The sequence below is a fragment of the Halorubrum sp. JWXQ-INN 858 genome (assembly GCF_009806985.1).
In the GTDB taxonomy this organism is placed as follows: domain Archaea; phylum Halobacteriota; class Halobacteria; order Halobacteriales; family Haloferacaceae; genus Halorubrum.
Genome location: NZ_WUAX01000007.1, coordinates 38,157 through 55,414, shown reverse-complemented (window position 1 = coordinate 55,414; position 17,258 = coordinate 38,157). Strand labels below are relative to the sequence as shown.

Annotated in this window: 14 protein-coding genes; 5 read left to right on the top strand and 9 right to left on the bottom strand. The window is 66.3% G+C overall.

What is annotated here, in order from left to right:
- Positions 1-321 precede the first annotated feature (321 nt).
- The 3 genes from GRS48_RS05330 to hisH all read right to left on the bottom strand — a co-directional run bounded on the left by GRS48_RS05330 (position 322) and on the right by hisH (position 2,941).
- Positions 322-771, bottom strand: a complete 450-nt coding sequence (locus tag GRS48_RS05330; RefSeq protein ID WP_159484302.1) for a GNAT family N-acetyltransferase — start codon at positions 769-771, stop codon at positions 322-324.
- Positions 772-866: 95 nt separating this feature from the next.
- Entirely contained in the window at positions 867-2,135 is a 1,269-nt protein-coding gene (locus GRS48_RS05325) for an RNA-guided endonuclease TnpB family protein (RefSeq protein ID WP_159484300.1), read from the bottom strand.
- Positions 2,136-2,296: 161 nt separating this feature from the next.
- Positions 2,297-2,941 carry an imidazole glycerol phosphate synthase subunit HisH gene (gene hisH / locus GRS48_RS05320; RefSeq protein WP_321168306.1) on the bottom strand — a complete coding sequence of 215 codons (645 nt, stop codon included), beginning with the start codon at positions 2,939-2,941 and terminating at the stop codon, positions 2,297-2,299.
- A 174-nt stretch (positions 2,942-3,115) separates the two neighbouring features.
- On the opposite strand from hisH, the gene GRS48_RS05315 reads away from it, so the two are divergent.
- From GRS48_RS05315 to sucD, 5 genes are all read left to right on the top strand, one after another.
- Positions 3,116-4,141, top strand: coding sequence for an AI-2E family transporter (locus GRS48_RS05315; protein ID WP_159484298.1), 1,026 nt, complete (start codon positions 3,116-3,118; stop codon positions 4,139-4,141).
- Positions 4,142-4,594: 453 nt separating this feature from the next.
- Positions 4,595-6,241: a hypothetical protein gene (locus GRS48_RS05310; RefSeq protein ID WP_159484296.1), complete on the top strand. Its 1,647-nt coding sequence runs from the start codon at positions 4,595-4,597 to the stop codon at positions 6,239-6,241.
- Between the two features lie 138 nt (positions 6,242-6,379).
- Positions 6,380-7,177, top strand: a complete 798-nt coding sequence (locus tag GRS48_RS05305) for a DUF6517 family protein (RefSeq protein WP_159484294.1) — start codon at positions 6,380-6,382, stop codon at positions 7,175-7,177.
- Between the two features lie 106 nt (positions 7,178-7,283).
- A complete protein-coding gene (gene sucC / locus GRS48_RS05300) occupies positions 7,284-8,429 on the top strand; it encodes an ADP-forming succinate--CoA ligase subunit beta (RefSeq protein ID WP_159484292.1) in 1,146 nt (381 codons plus the stop codon).
- Positions 8,426-9,295, top strand: coding sequence for a succinate--CoA ligase subunit alpha (gene sucD, locus GRS48_RS05295; protein WP_159484290.1), 870 nt, complete (start codon positions 8,426-8,428; stop codon positions 9,293-9,295). Before sucC ends, sucD begins: the two co-directional genes overlap by 4 nt.
- 31 nt (positions 9,296-9,326) lie before the next feature.
- Here the strand turns inward: sucD and GRS48_RS05290 are convergent, their stop codons facing one another.
- The 6 genes from GRS48_RS05290 to fen all read right to left on the bottom strand — a co-directional run bounded on the left by GRS48_RS05290 (position 9,327) and on the right by fen (position 17,182).
- Entirely contained in the window at positions 9,327-11,084 is a 1,758-nt protein-coding gene (locus GRS48_RS05290; protein WP_159484288.1) for a TCP-1/cpn60 chaperonin family protein, read from the bottom strand.
- Between the two features lie 133 nt (positions 11,085-11,217).
- The gene (gene fmdA, locus GRS48_RS05285; protein ID WP_159484286.1) at positions 11,218-12,489 is read right to left on the bottom strand and encodes a formamidase; all 1,272 of its coding nucleotides are present in this window, start codon (positions 12,487-12,489) and stop codon (positions 11,218-11,220) included.
- 277 nt (positions 12,490-12,766) lie between these two features.
- A complete protein-coding gene (gene gcvPB, locus GRS48_RS05280; protein ID WP_159484284.1) occupies positions 12,767-14,200 on the bottom strand; it encodes an aminomethyl-transferring glycine dehydrogenase subunit GcvPB in 1,434 nt (477 codons plus the stop codon).
- The gene (gcvPA, locus tag GRS48_RS05275) at positions 14,200-15,519 is read right to left on the bottom strand and encodes an aminomethyl-transferring glycine dehydrogenase subunit GcvPA (protein ID WP_159484282.1); all 1,320 of its coding nucleotides are present in this window, start codon (positions 15,517-15,519) and stop codon (positions 14,200-14,202) included. The genes gcvPB and gcvPA overlap by 1 nt, the downstream gene beginning before the upstream one ends.
- A 74-nt stretch (positions 15,520-15,593) precedes the next feature.
- The gene (gene gcvH, locus GRS48_RS05270) at positions 15,594-15,971 is read right to left on the bottom strand and encodes a glycine cleavage system protein GcvH (protein WP_159484280.1); all 378 of its coding nucleotides are present in this window, start codon (positions 15,969-15,971) and stop codon (positions 15,594-15,596) included.
- A 233-nt stretch (positions 15,972-16,204) separates the two neighbouring features.
- Positions 16,205-17,182 carry a flap endonuclease-1 gene (gene fen / locus GRS48_RS05265; RefSeq protein ID WP_159484278.1) on the bottom strand — a complete coding sequence of 326 codons (978 nt, stop codon included), beginning with the start codon at positions 17,180-17,182 and terminating at the stop codon, positions 16,205-16,207.
- Positions 17,183-17,258: the final 76 nt, after the last annotated feature.

Genomic DNA, 17,258 nt, shown 5'->3' with positions numbered 1-17,258 from the left:
GGTGACGACACCCCCACGGCGAACGCCCGTTGATCGACTCCCGCGTCACATCGACCGGACGAGAAGAGACGTCCTACCGCAGTTCACCTGCGTTTCGTTCAGCGTTTACGTTCCTTGCGCCGGCCCATACGTATCCACATTTATTGATGATGAGTGGGGTGACGTCAAACGCGATCTCGAATCGAAGCTTTCACAGACTGAGCGGGATCGAGAATAGAGGATGCTGTCCGTAGATCGTTGGGAGATCGTTTCGCGCATTCGATGAAGAGACATCTGTTGGGTAGATGTGTAGTGCCGCTCGAGCGTGCTGAAAGCGCCCAATTAGTAGGGGGTTTCAGCACTGAGACTCTTCTGGAAGGTGTAACAATACTTCTCCATGTCGAGACCCTCGTAAAAGCGGTGAGCATCTTCGCGCCAGAGACCAGACGCTAGCTCGACGCAGGTACAGTCTCGTTCCTCCGCCCAGTCGAATACCCAGGAGAGTAGTTTCGATCCGTATCCATTCCCGCGGGCGGGTTCGTCGACGACCAGATCATGAACCCAGACGTGGGACCCGCTGTAGAGGTTTGTTTGCTCCACGAAACCCATGACAGCTACCAGGGAGTCGTCTTCATCACGAAGACCGTATAATCGGTACCCGCTTTCCTCACGCATTTCAGCGACTAATTCGAGGAATTTCTCTTCTCCGACGGGCCGCAACTGGTCGATGATCGGATATGCTTCACGAAGTTCGCTCTCAGAAGCTAATGTATCGATAGTCTCGTTTTCCATGCCTAGGTTGAGTCAAGCGAGAGGCAATAAATGTTGCAAACCACGGTTGACATCCTCCCCGCCCTAAAGGGCGAGGATTCCCGAGCGTTGGGATATTAGGGTTCGCAACCCACCTGTTTCCTCGGGTGGAACGACCCAGAGGTTTGGTTGAACAAGTAGGCTACTGGCCGTGCCAAACGACCGTTACTCATATCCTCTGTCGGAGGATTCTGAGTTATCTTTCTGCGGATATTCACCGCACCGTTCACGTCCGCGTTCATCGTCGTACCGCACGATTCACAGACGTATAAGCCACGTTCCACGCGGTTCGCGTCACGCTTCCGCCCACAACACGAACACGTCTTTGACGTGTCTCGCTCGCTCGTGCGGTCAACGAGGATGCCGTGTTCCTCCGCCTTGTATTCGAGTAACGTGGCGAATCGATCAAACTCCCATCCGTGGAGTTTCTTGTTCCCACGTTTGCCCCAATTTCGAGAGTCGCCGTTCTCGTTCGCACGAATCTCGCTTAAGTCACCAACAGCGATACGACCAACTTCGTGGTCGATACACTGCTCTACGACGTGTTTGGCGAGGGCGTGCAGGAAGTGGTCTTTCCGACGTGAGAGTTTCTGACGAGCACGAAGTGCACGGCGTGACGGACCGTTCTTGCCTTCGGTGTCGTACTCGTCGCGCGTGAAGTAGTGCTTGTCCTGTTTCAACACGTTCCCCGGATACAACTCCGCATCTCCATCATCGTAAGCGATGGCGAGGTAATTCTTGATGCCGAGGTCGATGCCCGCCGTGTTGTCGCCGGGTGCGTCCTCGACGAGGATTTCGACTTTACAGACGAGGTGGAGTTCCCAACGGTCACCGTTCCACACGGCTCGAACCTGCTGGATGTTCTGCACCTGTACATCGGGGCGGGTTTCGTACTCTGCGAGGATGAAGTCCGAGCGGTGGGTCTTCAGGTTGAAGCCCTTACTCAGTCGGAGTTGATTGTGCTTGGAATCGTGCTTGATACCCTTCTGCTTCCACGTTACGGTGGAGCGCGGGTGTTCGTCGCCGTGCTTGCGGTAGCCGGGTGGATTGGCGTCCTCGTCTCCGCGTTGGCGTGCTTTGTACCAACTGGTGAACGACTCAGCAAGCTCTTCGAGAACTCGCTGACTTGACTGAGAATGGAGGTCACTGTATCGTTCGTGTTCCTTGAGTTCGGATTTGAGTTCGCCGTCGTCGGGGATTTGCCCGTCGTCGTCCCACCGGCCCTGCGTGTAGTATCGGGCGACGTTCCACAGTTTCGATGCGGAGAATCCGCACTGGTCGAGGTTGCCACTCACCTGTTGGTGGTTGACGATTTTCGCTCGATAGGTGCGAGTTGTCTCCAGCATCGGACTGTGTTCATAACTAGTTATGGAAAATTGTATATTAAAACTAACGACTGGGCGTGGAACATCCGGCAGTGCCATCGAAGGTAGTCTGTGGAAGAGTTGTCGGCTGTATCCCCGCCCTTCAGGGCGGGGTTTTAGCCTTGCACCTCCCATAATCCGATTTACTCGACAGCGAGTGGATCGTCCTGCATGGCGCTCGCGTAATCCACGAAGTTCTGGAGGACGCGAAGGCCCAGCTCACCGCTCTTCTCCGGGTGGAACTGCGTCCCCATCACGTTCCCCCGCTCGTTTGCAGCGATGGCTGCAAAGTCGAACCCGTAGTCACATGAGGCGACCGTGTGACCGGCGACTTCCGAGCCGTACGAGTGGACGAAGTAGGCGTATTCCCCGTCTTCGATACCGTCCACGAGCGGATGGTCTCGCTCGACGGTGATCGTGTTCCACCCCATGTGCGGAACCTTCACTTCGTCGTTGGGGAGACGTTCGACGAGTCCCGGTATGAGGTCAAGGCCATCGATGGTTTCGCCGTCAGCTGCGCCCTCGGTGCTCTCCGTGAACATGAGTTGTAGGCCGACACAGATGCCGAGAACGGGCGTATCCTCCGCGGCCTCGACGAGGACGTCGTGGAAGCGTTCCGAGTTACGAACACATTCCTCGAACGCACCGACGCCGGGGAGGACGAGTGCCTCCGCCGACGCGATCTCCGATGGATCGTCGGAGACGGTCACCGTCGCATCCGCTCGCTCCAGCCCCCGTCGGAGGCTTCGGATGTTTCCGACCCCGTAATCGATTATGGTGACTTGCACACCGAGTGTAGGCCTTGCCGAAATAAATCGCTTCTCGTTCCGCCGAAACTGCCGTTCTGAGGTTTTCTTCGAGAGAATCCAGAAACCGGTAAACGCCACGCAATGGAACCTCGCTCCGGAGCGGATACATAAAAAGGGCAATATAACCATATAAGCGAGCCTTTTACAGGAGCCATGGCCGAACAGAGCTGGTCGTCCGAAGGGAACGCACTCACGGTCTTGGCAGTGGTGAGCACGCTTCTCGCCGCGCTCCTCGTCTCCACGTATCTCCAATACGTCCTGTTCGCGATCGTGCTCGCGTACGTCCTCGAACCCGTACAACGGAGACTCGAGCGACGGATGAGCTCGATGATAGCAGCGATCACCCTCATCGTGGCCTCGATATTCGTGGTCTTCGTACCGCTCGCATACGTCCTCGCCATCGCGGTCCAGCAGGGGCTAGAACTCCTCACCGCCCTCGAGGAGGGTGATTTCAGTCCGGAGGCGATCCAGGACCGGCTCGAAACGGTCGGATACGTGGTCGATCTCGAACTGCTGTATGCGACGTATCGAGAGCCGATCGGGGCCGGATTGGAAAGCCTCGCCGTCGGCGCACTCGGCGTCGTCGGCAACCTCCCAAACGTGCTGATCGGGCTCACGGTGACGGTGTTCGTTCTCTTCGCGCTGTTACGCGACGGCGAGCAGTTACTCGCTTGGCTCCGATCGGTCGTTCCCGTTACCGACCGAGTGCAGCGAGACCTGCTCGAGGAGCTCGATAGCCTCATGTGGGCGTCCGTCGTCGGCAACGTCGCCGTCGCAGCCATTCAAGCGGGGCTGCTCGGGGTCGGATTGCTGCTCGTTGGCATGCCCGGGGTCGTCTTCTTGGTCGTGGCGACGTTCGTTCTCGCCTTGCTCCCGCTGGTCGGTGCGTTCGGCGTTTGGGTTCCGGTTTCGAGTTATCTCTTCGTGATCGGACGCCCCCTGGCGGGTGGATCCTTTGCGGTTTATGGGCTGTTAGTCAGCGTCTCCGACGTCTATCTCCGGCCGGCCCTCATCAGCCGGAGCGGAACGATCAACGTGGCGATCATCGTCTTGGGTATCTTCGGGGGGGTCGTACTGTTCGGGGCGATCGGCCTGTTCGTCGGTCCCGTCGTCCTCGGTGGCGCGAAGGTCGTCCTGGACCTGTTCGCCCGAGAGAGGGCCGAAGCGACCACGGCCTGATCCCGATCGGGCGTCACGGGTTCTCGTTGGTGTTCTCACAGCCCCGTTTAGTACCGCCATTACCGAGCGGGCTCCAGTGAATTCATCCCGGGCGTGCTGCGGCATACAGACTCCACCTCTCGCAGGGTGTTCCTAACGGGTGGCTGCGGAAGCACCGGTCGGTTCGCTGCCAGTCACGCGTCGAGGTAGCGCCGGAATATCGGACAACGAGCGATCTCCCGTTCAACGACAGCACTTAAGCTCTCTCATAGCATCTCGTATGTGATTATGTTGAAACGTACAGCGACGACCCGACGGCGCGTTCTCGCAACAAGCGGCGCACTCGCGCTCGGCGGGCTCGCGGGCTGTCTGGATCGAGTCGCTGAAAGAACCACGAACACCGGTGCATCGCCCGCTGCGACGTTCGGTGGGGTCAGAAACGACCGCCTACTCGCGGCGACACCCGGTGACACGGTGCAGTTGTCTCCGAGTATCCGTGTCGAAGAGGGGTTCCTCTCGGGAGAAGTCGGCCTCGAAGCGTGGGTGACGAACACGGTCTGTGCACCGACGGCGGAGTACGACTCGACGCGGTCGAACCGACGCAAAGGGGCGTTTGGAGGGGGTGCGGATCCGGACGGCGACGGCTCCGACGACACCGTCGAAGCGCGTTCGGCCGCGCTCGAGCTGGAGAAACGACTTCTCTCCCAGACGATGGAGACAGCAGCGTCCATCAGCAAGCGCAGTGCGCGAACCGGTCGGAGCCCGGAGACTGATCGACCGATCAACGAGCGTTTCGATGAGATGACGGGGACCATCGACGAGATACGGGCGACGCTGGAACGCTGCTCGGACGACGTCTGTGTAACCGTCCGGGAACACGCGGACGGTCGGAAGAAACTGGTTCAGCGGGCGGCAGCGTACGCTGAAGACGGCGAGTGGGACCGTGCCGCCGAAGCCGTTCGGGAGGTACAAGCGATCGTCAAGGGCGACGTCGACCTACTCGAAGCGTCGTTAGCGGACGACGCCGACGCCGCCTCGGAACGGACGCCTCGCAACGGACGCCTGCAGGAACTCACTGGCGCGAGCGCCGACGAGATACGGGCGCTGTACGAGTACCTCGAACGGGAACCCGTGCTCGGTGAGCGGTGTGTCATCACGGTGCCCGACGCGCGAGCGCCGCGTGATGGGCCGACGCTGGAAGCGCTGATCACCCCGGATCGTCTTATCCGGTACGTCACTGGACGGCTCGATGACGAAGGGAAGGTGTACTCGTGGGGGCGACGCCGTGTCGCGATGGCTGCAGCGGACGACGACGAGGACGAGGACGACGAGGACGCGTCCTGCGAGGGGAGCTCCTCGGGAAGCGGTCCGTCGATTTCGACCCCGTTGTACTGTTGGGGCGGTGCTCCGACGACGGGGATCTCCGGCCCGGTTCACACGTACGGCAGCCTCGAGGTCGTTCGATCCAGCGCAGGAGTCGGCGTCGTCAACACGCCGCCGACGGCGACCGACGAGCGGTCGACGATCGGCGTGACGTCGGACGGCCGACCGACCGATGTCGACGACTTGTCCGCCTGGGGTCGGGAACGGGGGCCCGCGTCGTCCACGTCGACCATCGTCTGTCAGGTGCTCGTACAACCGGCAGGGTGTCCGTGTCCGTTCCCGGCGTTACTGCACGTCCAACGTCACAGGAGCAACGACCAATACCTCTACTCGTGCGGCTGGGTGATCGACGAGTCGTGTCTCTACGAGGACTCGGTGACGGTCGTCACGACCAGCCACGGCGGTGGGGGCGGCGCGGGAAAGGTCGTCGTCGTCGACCTCGCAGCGTTCGACGACGGCGCGCTCAGCGAGGACGCCATTAGGCGGCTGTTACCCGACGACGTCTCCCCCGTCGGGTCTCAACTGTTCGACGGCACGCTGGCGGAGGCGGTCCGCGTCGGGGCACTCCCCGATGAGGAACTCGCGGCGCACGCCGCGCGAACGGTCCACGACGACGGTGAGATTCACTGCGTCTGTACGCCCTTCGACGGGGCGATTCTCCACCTCGCGGGTGACGCGAACGCGTCGAACGACGTGAAGTTCAAAGCCGGGGCGGAGCTGTCGAAGAGCGTCAATTAGGCCGAAAAGAGGGACCCTCGCAGTCACTGCGGCGGGCTTCGATCCGATCGAGAGCGCGCTCGATGCGGCTCTGATGCCGCCGAAACCTCGGTCGACCGGCACCCTCTTATCCTCCCGACCGGTACTCGGCTGCGAACGATGGATCGACGCACGTTGCTCGCGAGCGCGGGCGCAGTCGGGGTCGCCGGGATAGCCGGGTGCCTCGACGACCTCACCGAACACGAGGCGTCGGCGTACGGCGTTCGGGAGGCTACCGCCGCGGACGCCGGCTACGAACCGAGCGGGGTCGACGCCGTGGTGATCGAGGAGCCGGTGGGGATCGGCCCGCTCCGGGAGACGGTCGTCGCCACGAACTACGTCGTCGAGTACGAGAAGACGGTGTCCGTGCCGGTGCTCGGGGAGCGGCGGGCCGGCGTCTTCGTGACGTTCGCGACGCCCCAGGTGTCGGTGTTCGGCCGCGAGTTCAACCCGGTCGCCGACATGGACACCGAGGAGCTCGTCGAGCTGGTGCAGGACAGCTACGACGGGCTGGAGGGGATCACCCACGACGAGGACGACGAGGTCGAGGTCCTCGGCGAGACGGCCGTCCGGTCCCGGTTCGAGGCGGAAGCGACGTTCGACGGGACCTCGGTCGACGTCGACGTCCACGTCACGGAGGCCGTCGCGACCGACGACGACCTCGTCGTGACGGTCGGCGTGTACCCGAACGCGCTCCGGTCCCAGGAGGAGAGACACACGCTCGCGATGATGGGCGGGGTCGACCCCGACGCCGCGAGCACCGCGGACGCGAACGGGACCGGTAGCGGTGACGACGACGGCGACGATGACGGAGGGGACGGCAGCGACGGCGACGACGACGGAAGCGACGAAAGCGACGGCAGCGACGGCGACGACGGCAATAACGACGGTGACGGCGACGACGGGCTCCTCCCGTAGCCGCGGCGGGCCGCCGTCGAGCTTCCGTGCGGGTTGTTGGCGTGAGAACACGTCTCCGGCGCGAATGTTCAGGATTTAAGCCGCCGGTGGCCGGGTATCAACGTGGATGAAGCTACACGAACATCAGGCGAAAGAGATCTTCGCCGATGCGGGGATCCCGGTGCCGGAGTCCCGACTCGCGACGAGCGTCGAGGGCGTGCTCGACGCGGTCGGCGAGATCGGCTACCCGGCCGCGATCAAGGCCCAGGTCCACGTCGGCGGACGTGGCAAGGCGGGCGGGATCAAGATCGCGACGGACGAGGCGGAGGCCGAACAGTACGCCGAGGACATCCTCGGGATGGACCTGAAGGGGTACACGGTCGAGAAGGTGCTCGTGGAGTCCGGCGTCGACTTCGTCGACGAACTGTACGTCGGCGTGACGATGGACCGCGGCAAGGGCCAGCCCGTCCTGATGGTGTCGACGGAGGGCGGCGTCGACATCGAAACGGTCGCGGCGGAGACCCCCGACGCGATCGTGCGTGAACACGTCGATCCCGCGTTCGGCCTCCACCCGTACCAGGCCCGGAAGGCCGTCTACGACGCGGGCGTCGACGACGACGTCGCGCTCGACGTCGCGTCGATCCTCTCGACGCTGTACGACCTCTACGAGGACAGCGACGCCTCCGAGATCGAGGTCAACCCGGTCATGATCACGAGCGACCGCGACGTGGTCGCCGCGGACGCCGTGATGAACATCGACGAGGACGCGCTGTTCCGCCAGCCCGAGCTCGCCGAGCTCGAGGAGGAGGCGTACGAGGACGACCTCGAACGGAAGGCCGGCGAGTACGGCTTCGACTACGTTCGCCTGTCGGGCAACGTCGGCATCATCGGCAACGGCGCGGGCCTCGTGATGACGACGCTCGACCTGGTCGACTACTACGGCGGCGAGCCCGCCAACTTCCTCGACATCGGCGGCGGCGCCAAGGCCGAGCGCGTGACGCAGGCGCTCGACATGGTGTTTTCCGACCCCAACGTCGACAGCGTCGTCTTCAACATCTTCGGCGGGATCACCCGCGGTGACGAGGTCGCCAAGGGGATCAACGAGGCGCTCTCCGGCTACGACGAGCTGCCGAAGCCCGTCGTCGTTCGGCTCGCCGGCACGAACGCCGAGGAGGGGATGGAGATCTTAAACACCGACCTCCTGCAGGTCGAGAAGACGCTGGAGGCGGCCGTCCAGCGTGCGGTGAAGAACGCATCGGAGGTGTCCCAATGAGCATTTTCGTCGACGACGACACGCGCGTGGTGGTCCAGGGGATCACCGGCGGGGAAGGGAAGTTCCACGCCGAACAGATGATCGATTACGGGACGAACGTCGTCGCCGGCGCGGTGCCCGGCAAGGGCGGCCAGGAGGTCGCCGGCGTCCCCGTTTACGACACGGTCGACGAGGCCGTCGAGACGGAGGACGCGAACGCGTCCGTGATCTTCGTACCGCCGGCGTTCGCCGCCGACGCGGTCTTCGAGGCGCTCGACACGGACATCGACCTCGCGGTCGCGATCACGGAGGGGATCCCGACCCAGGACATGGCGAAGGTGAACAAGCGGCTCTCGGAGGTCGACACCCGCCTGCTCGGCCCCAACTGTCCCGGCATCATCACGCCCGGCGAGTCGAAGCTCGGCATCCTGCCCGGCAACATCTTCTCGGAGGGCAACGTCGGGCTCGTCTCCCGCTCGGGCACGCTCACGTACCAGGTCGTTGACAACCTCACCGAGCGCGGCATCGGCCAGACGACCGCCATCGGTATCGGCGGCGACCCGATCATCGGCACCTCGTTCATCGACGCCCTCGAGGCGTTCGAGGCGGACGAGGAGACCGACGCCGTCGTGATGTGCGGCGAGATCGGCGGCGAGGACGAGGAGCAAGCCGCCGCCTACATCGGCGAGCACATGGACACGCCCGTCGCCGGCTTCATCGCCGGCCGCACCGCCCCGCCGGGCAAGCGCATGGGCCACGCGGGCGCCATCGTCTCCGGCTCCGGCACCGGCACCGCCGAGTCGAAGATCGACGCGCTCAACGCCGCGGGCGTCCCCGTCGGCGACACCCCCGACGAGGTCGCCGACCACATCGAGGACTTCCTGTAACGCGGCACGGCCGTCCCCGAGGCGTTCTTTTTCAGTGACTCAGCGCCCACGGATAGCCGGCGTGTTCGCCGCTCGATCCGTCTCGGTCACTCCCGCGGCCACCCCCGTGACCGTGGTCGTGTGAGCACCCGTGTCCGCGATCGGCGTCCGGACCGCGTCTGCAATCGGCGTCCGGACCACTCCCGCCGGCGACGAGCGCGTCGTCGATCCGCAACACCGCGATCGCGGTCTCGCTCGCCGTCGCGAGACAGCCGGTGAGCACGGCAGCCGGGTCGAACACGCCGGCCGCTTCGACGTCCCGAACCGCCCCGGACCGATCGATCCCGGCCGCGGCCTGCCCGCCGTCGTGTCGCGCGCGGAGGGTCGCGAGCACGTCGATCGGGTCGCTCGCGGCGTTCCGAGCCAGCGTTCGCGGGACGGCTTCGAGGGCGTCCGCGAACGCCTCGACGGCGAGTGCGGAGCGGTCGTCGATCCCCCGTGCACGCGCGGAGACCGATCGCGAGGCGTCGACGAATCCCGCGCCGCCGCCGGGAACGATCCCACCGCTCACGGCGTGTCGGATCGCCACCACGCAGTCGTCGACGATCCGCCGGGTCTCCTCGGCGACGTGGTCGGTCCCGCCGCGGACCACCACGGAGACGTGTGACTCGTTCGGGAGCCCGGTCAGCGCCACTGCCGGGGTCCCACCGATGGTCCGGCGACGAACGGCATCGGCGGCCCCGAGCGCGTCCGGCGTGAGGTCACGGTGTTCGGTGACCGTCTGCGCCCCGGACGCGCGGGCGATCGCGTCGAACTCGTCCCGGCGGGCCCGCTCGATCGCGAGCACGCCGCGACGCGCGAGCGACGTCCGGACGGCGTCGTCGACGGCCCGCTGACAGACGACGACGTCGGTGCCGGCGTCACAGACGGCGTCGACGAGCCGCGAGCGCGAGCGACGACCGTGTTCGTGAATCGCCGTCAGCCCTTCGGCGTCGTCGACGGACACCGTCGCCTCGACGTCTCCGGACCGGGGGGAGAGGCCGCCGTCGACGGCGGCGATCGCGGGTGCGTCGATCCGTCGCGGGAACCGCGCCACCTCGTCGTCGATCGCCGTCGAGGACGCGTCGGTGTCGACGAGGACGCCGTCGAGCGTCTCGGCGTCGGCGAGCCCCCCGCCAGGGTACGCGTGGACGGTGAGCCGGGCGGCGTCGAAGCCGACCCCGCGGATCGCCCCGACCGCGAGGTCGGCGAACCGGTCGGCCGCCGTCTCGTCCCAACGGCCCGTAACCGCGGTCCGCGCGACCTGTTGGAGGACTCGGTCGTCGCCGGGGCCGACGGGCGTCGATCGCTCCCGGACGCGTTCGATCGCGTTCCGACGAGCGGTCGCGTAGCCGTCGGCGATGGATATCGGGTGGACGCCGCGCTCACGGAGCCGTTCGGCCTCCGCGAGGAGCGCGCCGATGAGGACGGCCGTCGTCGTGGTGCCGTCGCCGACCCGGTCGCCGTGCGTCGAGACGGCGTCACGGACCACGCGGCCGATCGGGGAATCGATCTCGAGCGCGTCGAGGACGGTCGCGCCGGTGTTGGTGACGAGGGCCGTCCCGCCGCGGTCGATCAGCAGTTTGTCGAGGCCGTTCGGGCCGAGCGTCGTCGCGAGCGTCGCGGCGATCGCCCGCGCCTCGGGAACGGGATCGAACCCGTCCCCGTCTCCGTGCTCAGGGGCTCGGTCGTCGCCGGGCCTGTCGGAGCGGAAGGGGTCGGCGGGGTGGTCGGACGAGCCGTTCGATCGCCGGGCGGGTCGTGGGTGCATGTGGGCAGGGATGGATGGCGTCCGGTGAGTGATGGTCGACGTCCCGTTGGCTGTGTTCGAAGTCCGGTTGGATCCCGGAGGTGGCTACTACCACCGACAACGGCATAGTCGGCAGTACCGTCCGCTCGGGCCGCTACTGGAGCGGCTCGTCGGTCACGAGGAGATCGCCGCGGTCCGCGCGGTTCTCGAGGTTCCCCGGCGAAACATCGAACTCGAAGACCCCCTTCGGGAGCGCGAGCGTCGAGCACGCGTTCGGCACGTCGACGACTCCGCTTTGGCGCCCCTCGACCGGGACGGTGCCGAGGATGTGGAGCGCCTGTTGCCCCGAGTAGCCGAATTTCTTGAGGTACTCGATCGCCTGCAAGCTCGCTCTCCGGTAGGCGGTGTGTGAGTCGATGTACCGCTGTTCGCCGTCCTCGGTGACGGAGTAGCCACAGAAGGTGACGTAGTCCTCGAAATGCGGACCGCGGTGGCCGGGTTCGAAGATCGGGTGATCGATCCCGTGTTCGGCCATGCCGTTCTTGACCAGGTCGAACTCGACGTCCGCGTAACCCGCCATCTCGATCGCCCCGCAAAAGGTGATCTCCCCGTCGCCCTGGGAGGCGTGAAAGTCGCCGAGCGCGAACTTCGCGCCCTCGACGTACACCGGGAAGTACACCGTCGACCCGATCGAGAGGTCCTTGATGTCGTGGTTGCCGCCGTGTTCGCGCGGCGGCACCGTCCGGGCGGCCTCCTCGGCGGCGGCGTCCGCCTCGTCGGGGTCCATCTCGCCCATCAGCGCGCCCTCCGTGGTCGGCGGGTTCGCGACCCCGGGCTCCGCCTCGCCCGTCGGGTGATTCGGGATCGACTCCGGGTCGGCAGCGTGTTTATCGATCAGTTCCTGTTCACGCTCGTTCCACTCCGCTAAGAGCTCCTCGCTCGGCGCACAGCCGGCCAGGCCCGGGTGGATCTTCCCTTCGTACCGGACGTCGGGGATATGCCGCGAGGAGACCGTATAGCCGCTGAGGTCCCAGACCGACTTCGCCGCGGTCGGGAAGTGGTCGGTGAGGAACCCGCCGCCGTTCTGCTGGGAGAACGTCCCGGTGAACCCGAACTCCGAGCGGTCGTTGAGCGGCCCCATGTCGTGGAACTCGACTTTCAACAGATCGCCCGGCTCCGCGCCCTCGACGTGGACCGGCCCCGCCAGGTAGTGGACCTGCGTCAGGTCCACGTCCCGGACCTCGTTCGGGTCGTCCGCGTCCGTTATCTGTCCGCCCGTCCAGTCCAACGCCTCCAATCGAATGGTCTCGCCGACTTCCGCCTCGACCGCTGCCGGGACGTCCGGGTGCCACCGGTTGAACGGCTTCGCCCCCGGCTGCTCGTCCGGGGCGCGGTCGACGTCGACCTCGAATTTCACTTCAGGCATATGTCATCATGTACCAACTACGAACGACTACTAAAGTGTTGTTGCAGAATCACTTCCCTCGAACGGTGTCGGTCGGCATACGTCCTCCTCGAACGGTGTCGGTCGACAGACGTCCGATCACGACGGCGCCGCTACTCGGGGATAACCGTAATACACGCCTCTCGAGGAGGTGATCGCTCCGTCGGGTCGGGCCGTTCGGATCGGGCTGCGGCCCGAACCCGGGAACCCGATCCGTGGGTCGCGGCGGGCGCGCGTCGCTACCTCACTCGTCGCCGTCTCACTCGTCGTCGAGCGCCTGCCACGAGAGCCGCGGGGTCCGCGCCGCGCTCGCCTGGTCGATCCGCCTCGCCGTCGTCCGGCTCGGCGCGTCGGCGAGCACCTCGTCGCTGTCGGCGTACGCGACGTTGAACGCCGTCGCGAGGTCCTCGAGCGACGACCGGTTCTCGATCTCGGTCGGCTCCGTCAGCATCGCCTCGGGAACCATCGCGGGCCACTTCGTCGTCGGCGGGTGGACGCCGAAATCGAGCATGCGCTTTGCGACGTCCGCGGCGTCGCGGTCGCCCGCGGTGGCCGCGAACTCGTGGTGGAACGGCCCGTGCGGCACGTCCATGTCGATGCGCTCGGCGAGGTAGTTGGCGTTGAGCACCGCCTTCGCGGCGGCGTCGGCGAGCCCCGCGTCGCCCAGCCGGGCGATGTACGCGTACGCCTTTATCAAGACGAGCCAGTTGCCCGTGAAGCCGTGGACCTTGCCGATCGAGCGCTCCGGCTCGACCGCCTCGTAGCCGACGTTACCGTCGTTGATCTCGCGGACGTGCGGCGTCGGGAGGAACTCCGCGAGCTCCTCGACGACGCCGACGGGTCCCGCACCCGGCCCCCCGCCGCCGTGCGGGGTCGCGAACGTCTTGTGGACGTTGTAATGCATGACGTCGAAGCCCATGTCCCCCGGGCGGGCGCGACCGAGCAGGGCGTTGAGGTTCGCGCCGTCGTAGTAGAGCAGCCCGCCGGCGTCGTGGACGATGTCGGCGATCTCCGCGATGTCGCGCTCGAAGAGCCCGACCGTGTTCGGGTTCGTCAGCATGAGCGCGGCGGTGTCCTCGCCGACGGCGGCGTCGAGAGCCTCGACGTCGACGCGGCCGTTCTCGTCGGACGGAAGCTCGACGACGTCGTACCCGGCCATCGCCGCCGTCGCGAAGTTGGTCCCGTGTGCGGACGCCGGGATGACGACCTCCGACCGGTCGTTGCCGTGGTGTTCGTGGTACGCCTTCGCGATCAGGATCCCGGTGAGCTCGCCGGCGGCCCCCGCCGGCGGCTGGAGCGTCACCGCGTCCATCCCGCCGATGTCGGCGAGGAACTCCTGGAGGCCGTAACACAGCTCGAGGGTCCCCTGTACCGATCGGTCGGACCGGTCGGGGTGGACCGCCGCGTTGGGGTCGGCGGCGACGTCCTCGGTGAACTTCGGGTTGTACTTCATCGTACAGCTCCCCAGCGGGTACGGCCCCGTGTCGATCGCCCAGTTCATCTGGGAGAGGCGGGTGTAGTGGCGGGCGACCTCGGGCTCCGAGGGGTTCGGCAGCGTGAGCTCCTCGCGGGTCAGATCGTCGGGTAACGGCGAGGAGTCGCGCACGTCGACGGTCTGCTCGCCCTTCTCGGAGAGGAGGGGTTCGTGGAGCGCGTCGTCCTCGCGCGTGTACCGCGCCTGGTCGTGGATCATCAGAGCACCTCCTCGAACGCCTCGACGAGGGCGTCCGTGCGGTCGGCGTTCAGGTCGGTGACACACACCTCGATCAGGTGTTCACCGATCACGTGGACGGCGAACCCCTCCGCTTCGAGGTCGCCGGCGATCGCCGCCGCCGGCTGGTCGGTCCGAACGGCGAACTCCCGGAGGTGGTGCCGGTCGTGGACCGGCGCGGCCACCCCCGAGAGCGCGTCGAGGTCCGCGGCGAGCGCCTCGGCGTCGCGGACGCAGTCGTGTGCGAGCTCGACGAGGCCGTCCGGCCCGAGCGTCGCCGCGTGGATCGCCGCGCGGAGCGCGACCCACGCCTGGTTCGTACAGATGTTCGACGTGGCCCGCTCCTTGCGGATGTGCTGTTCACGCGTCTGCAACGTGAGCGTGTACGCGCGGGTTCCCTCGGCGTCCTCGCTCGCGCCGACGAGCCGCCCCGGAACCTGTCGGAGGTAGTCGTCCTTGCAGGCGAAGACGCCGAGACCCATCCCGTAGGCGGCCGGCAGCCCCAGCGCGCCGGCCTCGCCGACGACGACGTCGGCCCCCACGCTCGCCGGCTCCTCGAGGACCGACAGCGCGACGACGTCGGACCCCAGCGTGAACAGCGCGTCGGCCTCCGCGGCGACCTCGCCGATCTCGGCGAGCCGTTCCTCGATGCAGCCGCGAACCGTCGGGTTCTCCGCGTACACCATGACGACGTCCTCGCCGACCCGGTCGGCGAGCGCGTCGACGTCGGCGTTGCCGTCATCCATCGGGTACGACTCGACGGTCAGGTCCGCGCCTGCACAGTAGTTCTCCAGCACCCCCCGCTTCCCCTCGCGCAGGTGTTCGGGGATCAACACGACGTCCCCGGACGTCGACCGAACGCGGTCGGCGAGGGTCGCCGCCTCGGCGAGCGCCGTCGCCGCGTCGTACATCGAGCAGTTGGCGACGGGGAGCCCGGTCAGCTCGACGAGCAGGGACTGGTACTCGAACAGCGCCTGCAGGAACCCCTGCGTGATCTCCGGCTGGTACTGGGTGTAGCTCGTGATGAATTCGGCGCGGTCCGCGAGGTGGTCGACGACGCTCGGGACGTAGTGGCTGTAGTGGCCCCGGCCGAGGAACTCGACGAGGTCGTCGTTTCTCGCGAAGAGCCGCGCGCACTCCGCGCGGATCTCCCGTTCGGTCCGTGGCTCGATGCCGAACTCCCCGTCGAAGGCGACGTCCTCGGGGATGTCGAACAGGGCCTCCTCGTCGGCGACGCCGACGGCCTCGAGCATCTCGGCGGTTTCGGTCGCGGTGTGTGGCGCGTACGGGCTCCCGCTCATCGTCTCGGTCCGGTGGTTGCTGTGCGCATGTTGTGTGGCTTGTGTCGTGTCGTTCTGCCGGGCTATCCGATCGCTCAGGCGACCTGGTCGGCGTACGCCTCGGCGTCGAGGAGGTCGTCGAACCCGTCGGTGGGGGCGACCTCGATCATCCAGCCGTCGCCGTACGGGTCGTCGTTGACGAGCTCGGGCCGGTCGAACAGGTCCTCGTTGACCGCGACGACCTCGCCGGACACCGGCGAGTAGAGGTCCGAAACGGCCTTGATCGATTCGACGACGCCGAACGTCTCGTCGGCGACGACCTCGTCGCCGACCTCGGGGAGCTCGACGAAGACCACGTCGCCCAGCTCGTCCTGTGCGAAGTCGGAGATGCCGACCCTGACGGCGTCGTCGGCGACGGTGGTCCACTCGTGCGATTCCAGGTAGCGTAGCTCGTCGGGTACATCGAAGCTCATTGGTAGCGAAAGGGGCTGTGTCGTGGATCGTCCGGCCCGCGTCGCTCGGCGACCCCCGCGGCCCGGCGACGGAACGTTCCACAGTCGGTGGTCCACGACACGGCTACCCGTAGGTTCCGACGACGAGGAAATAAAAGGTGTGTTCCCGGCGGGCGTGTCGCCGGTTCACGTTCCCGTTGTGACACCGCCGCTACGGATCCCGGCGTCGTGTCACGTCACGGCCCTTTCGTCGCTCACGTCCATCGATCGAGCCCGGTCTGGACCTGCGACTCCTCGATCCGCTCGAAGCCGCGCGCGACCTCGTCGGGATCGATCCCCCACTCGTCGATCACGTACTCGCGCGCGGCGGGGACGTCCGGCTCGATCGTCGAGTCGAACTCGACGTCGGCGACCGGGGGGTCGAAGAAGAACTCGCGGACGGCCGCGGCGTTGGGGATCTCCTTGTCGCGCGCCTCGAGGACGCCCCACAGGTCGCCGTGCTCGCGGATCGCTTTCACCGCCGTCTTCGGGCCGATCCCGCGAACGCCCTCGTTGAAGTCGGTCCCGCACAGCATGGCGACGTCGACGAGCCCCCGCCGATCGAGCCCGAGGTCCGCGAGCGTCGCCTCGAGGTCCATCAGCTCGGGGTTCCCCTTGCTCGTCAGCTGTCGAAGGGTGTAGGGCGCGCCGAACAGCAGGGTGTCGTAGTCCTCGCTGCCGGCGTACTCGACCGTGCCGGTCGCCGCCATGTGTGCACACTGGGCTTCCCCCTCGGCCGGGGCCTCGACGATCGGGACGTCGAGCAGGCGGAGCAGCTCGCGGGTCGTCCCCTGGATCGTGTCCGTGAGCCGTTGCGTGCGCGCCTCCAACCGCGCGGCCTCGACGGCGTCGCCGCGCTCCTCGGCGGCCGCCCGACGCTCCTCGGCACGCTCGCGCTGCTCGCGACGTGCCGCCACCTCGTCTGCCTTCAGGTCCGTCACCGCGCCGTCGAACACCATCACCGGGACGAGGTCGTGCTCGAAGAACTTCGGAAGCCCCTGGACGACCCCGATCAGGTTGGCGACCTCGACGCCGTCGTCGGTGGTGTACTTCCGGTCGGCCGTCCACTTCACCGTCGTCGTCAGGTAGCGGTACAGCCAGTTGTGCGCGTCGACGGCGACGACGCTCCCCTCCAGCTCCTCGAAGGCGACCTCGCGAATGCTCGCGAGGTCGCGTAGGTCCGCGTTTCCCATTGGTCGCGAGGACGGGGCGGTGACGCTTAAAGGATCGATCCCGGGCCGGTCGTGGATCGGTCGTGGGGTGGTCGTG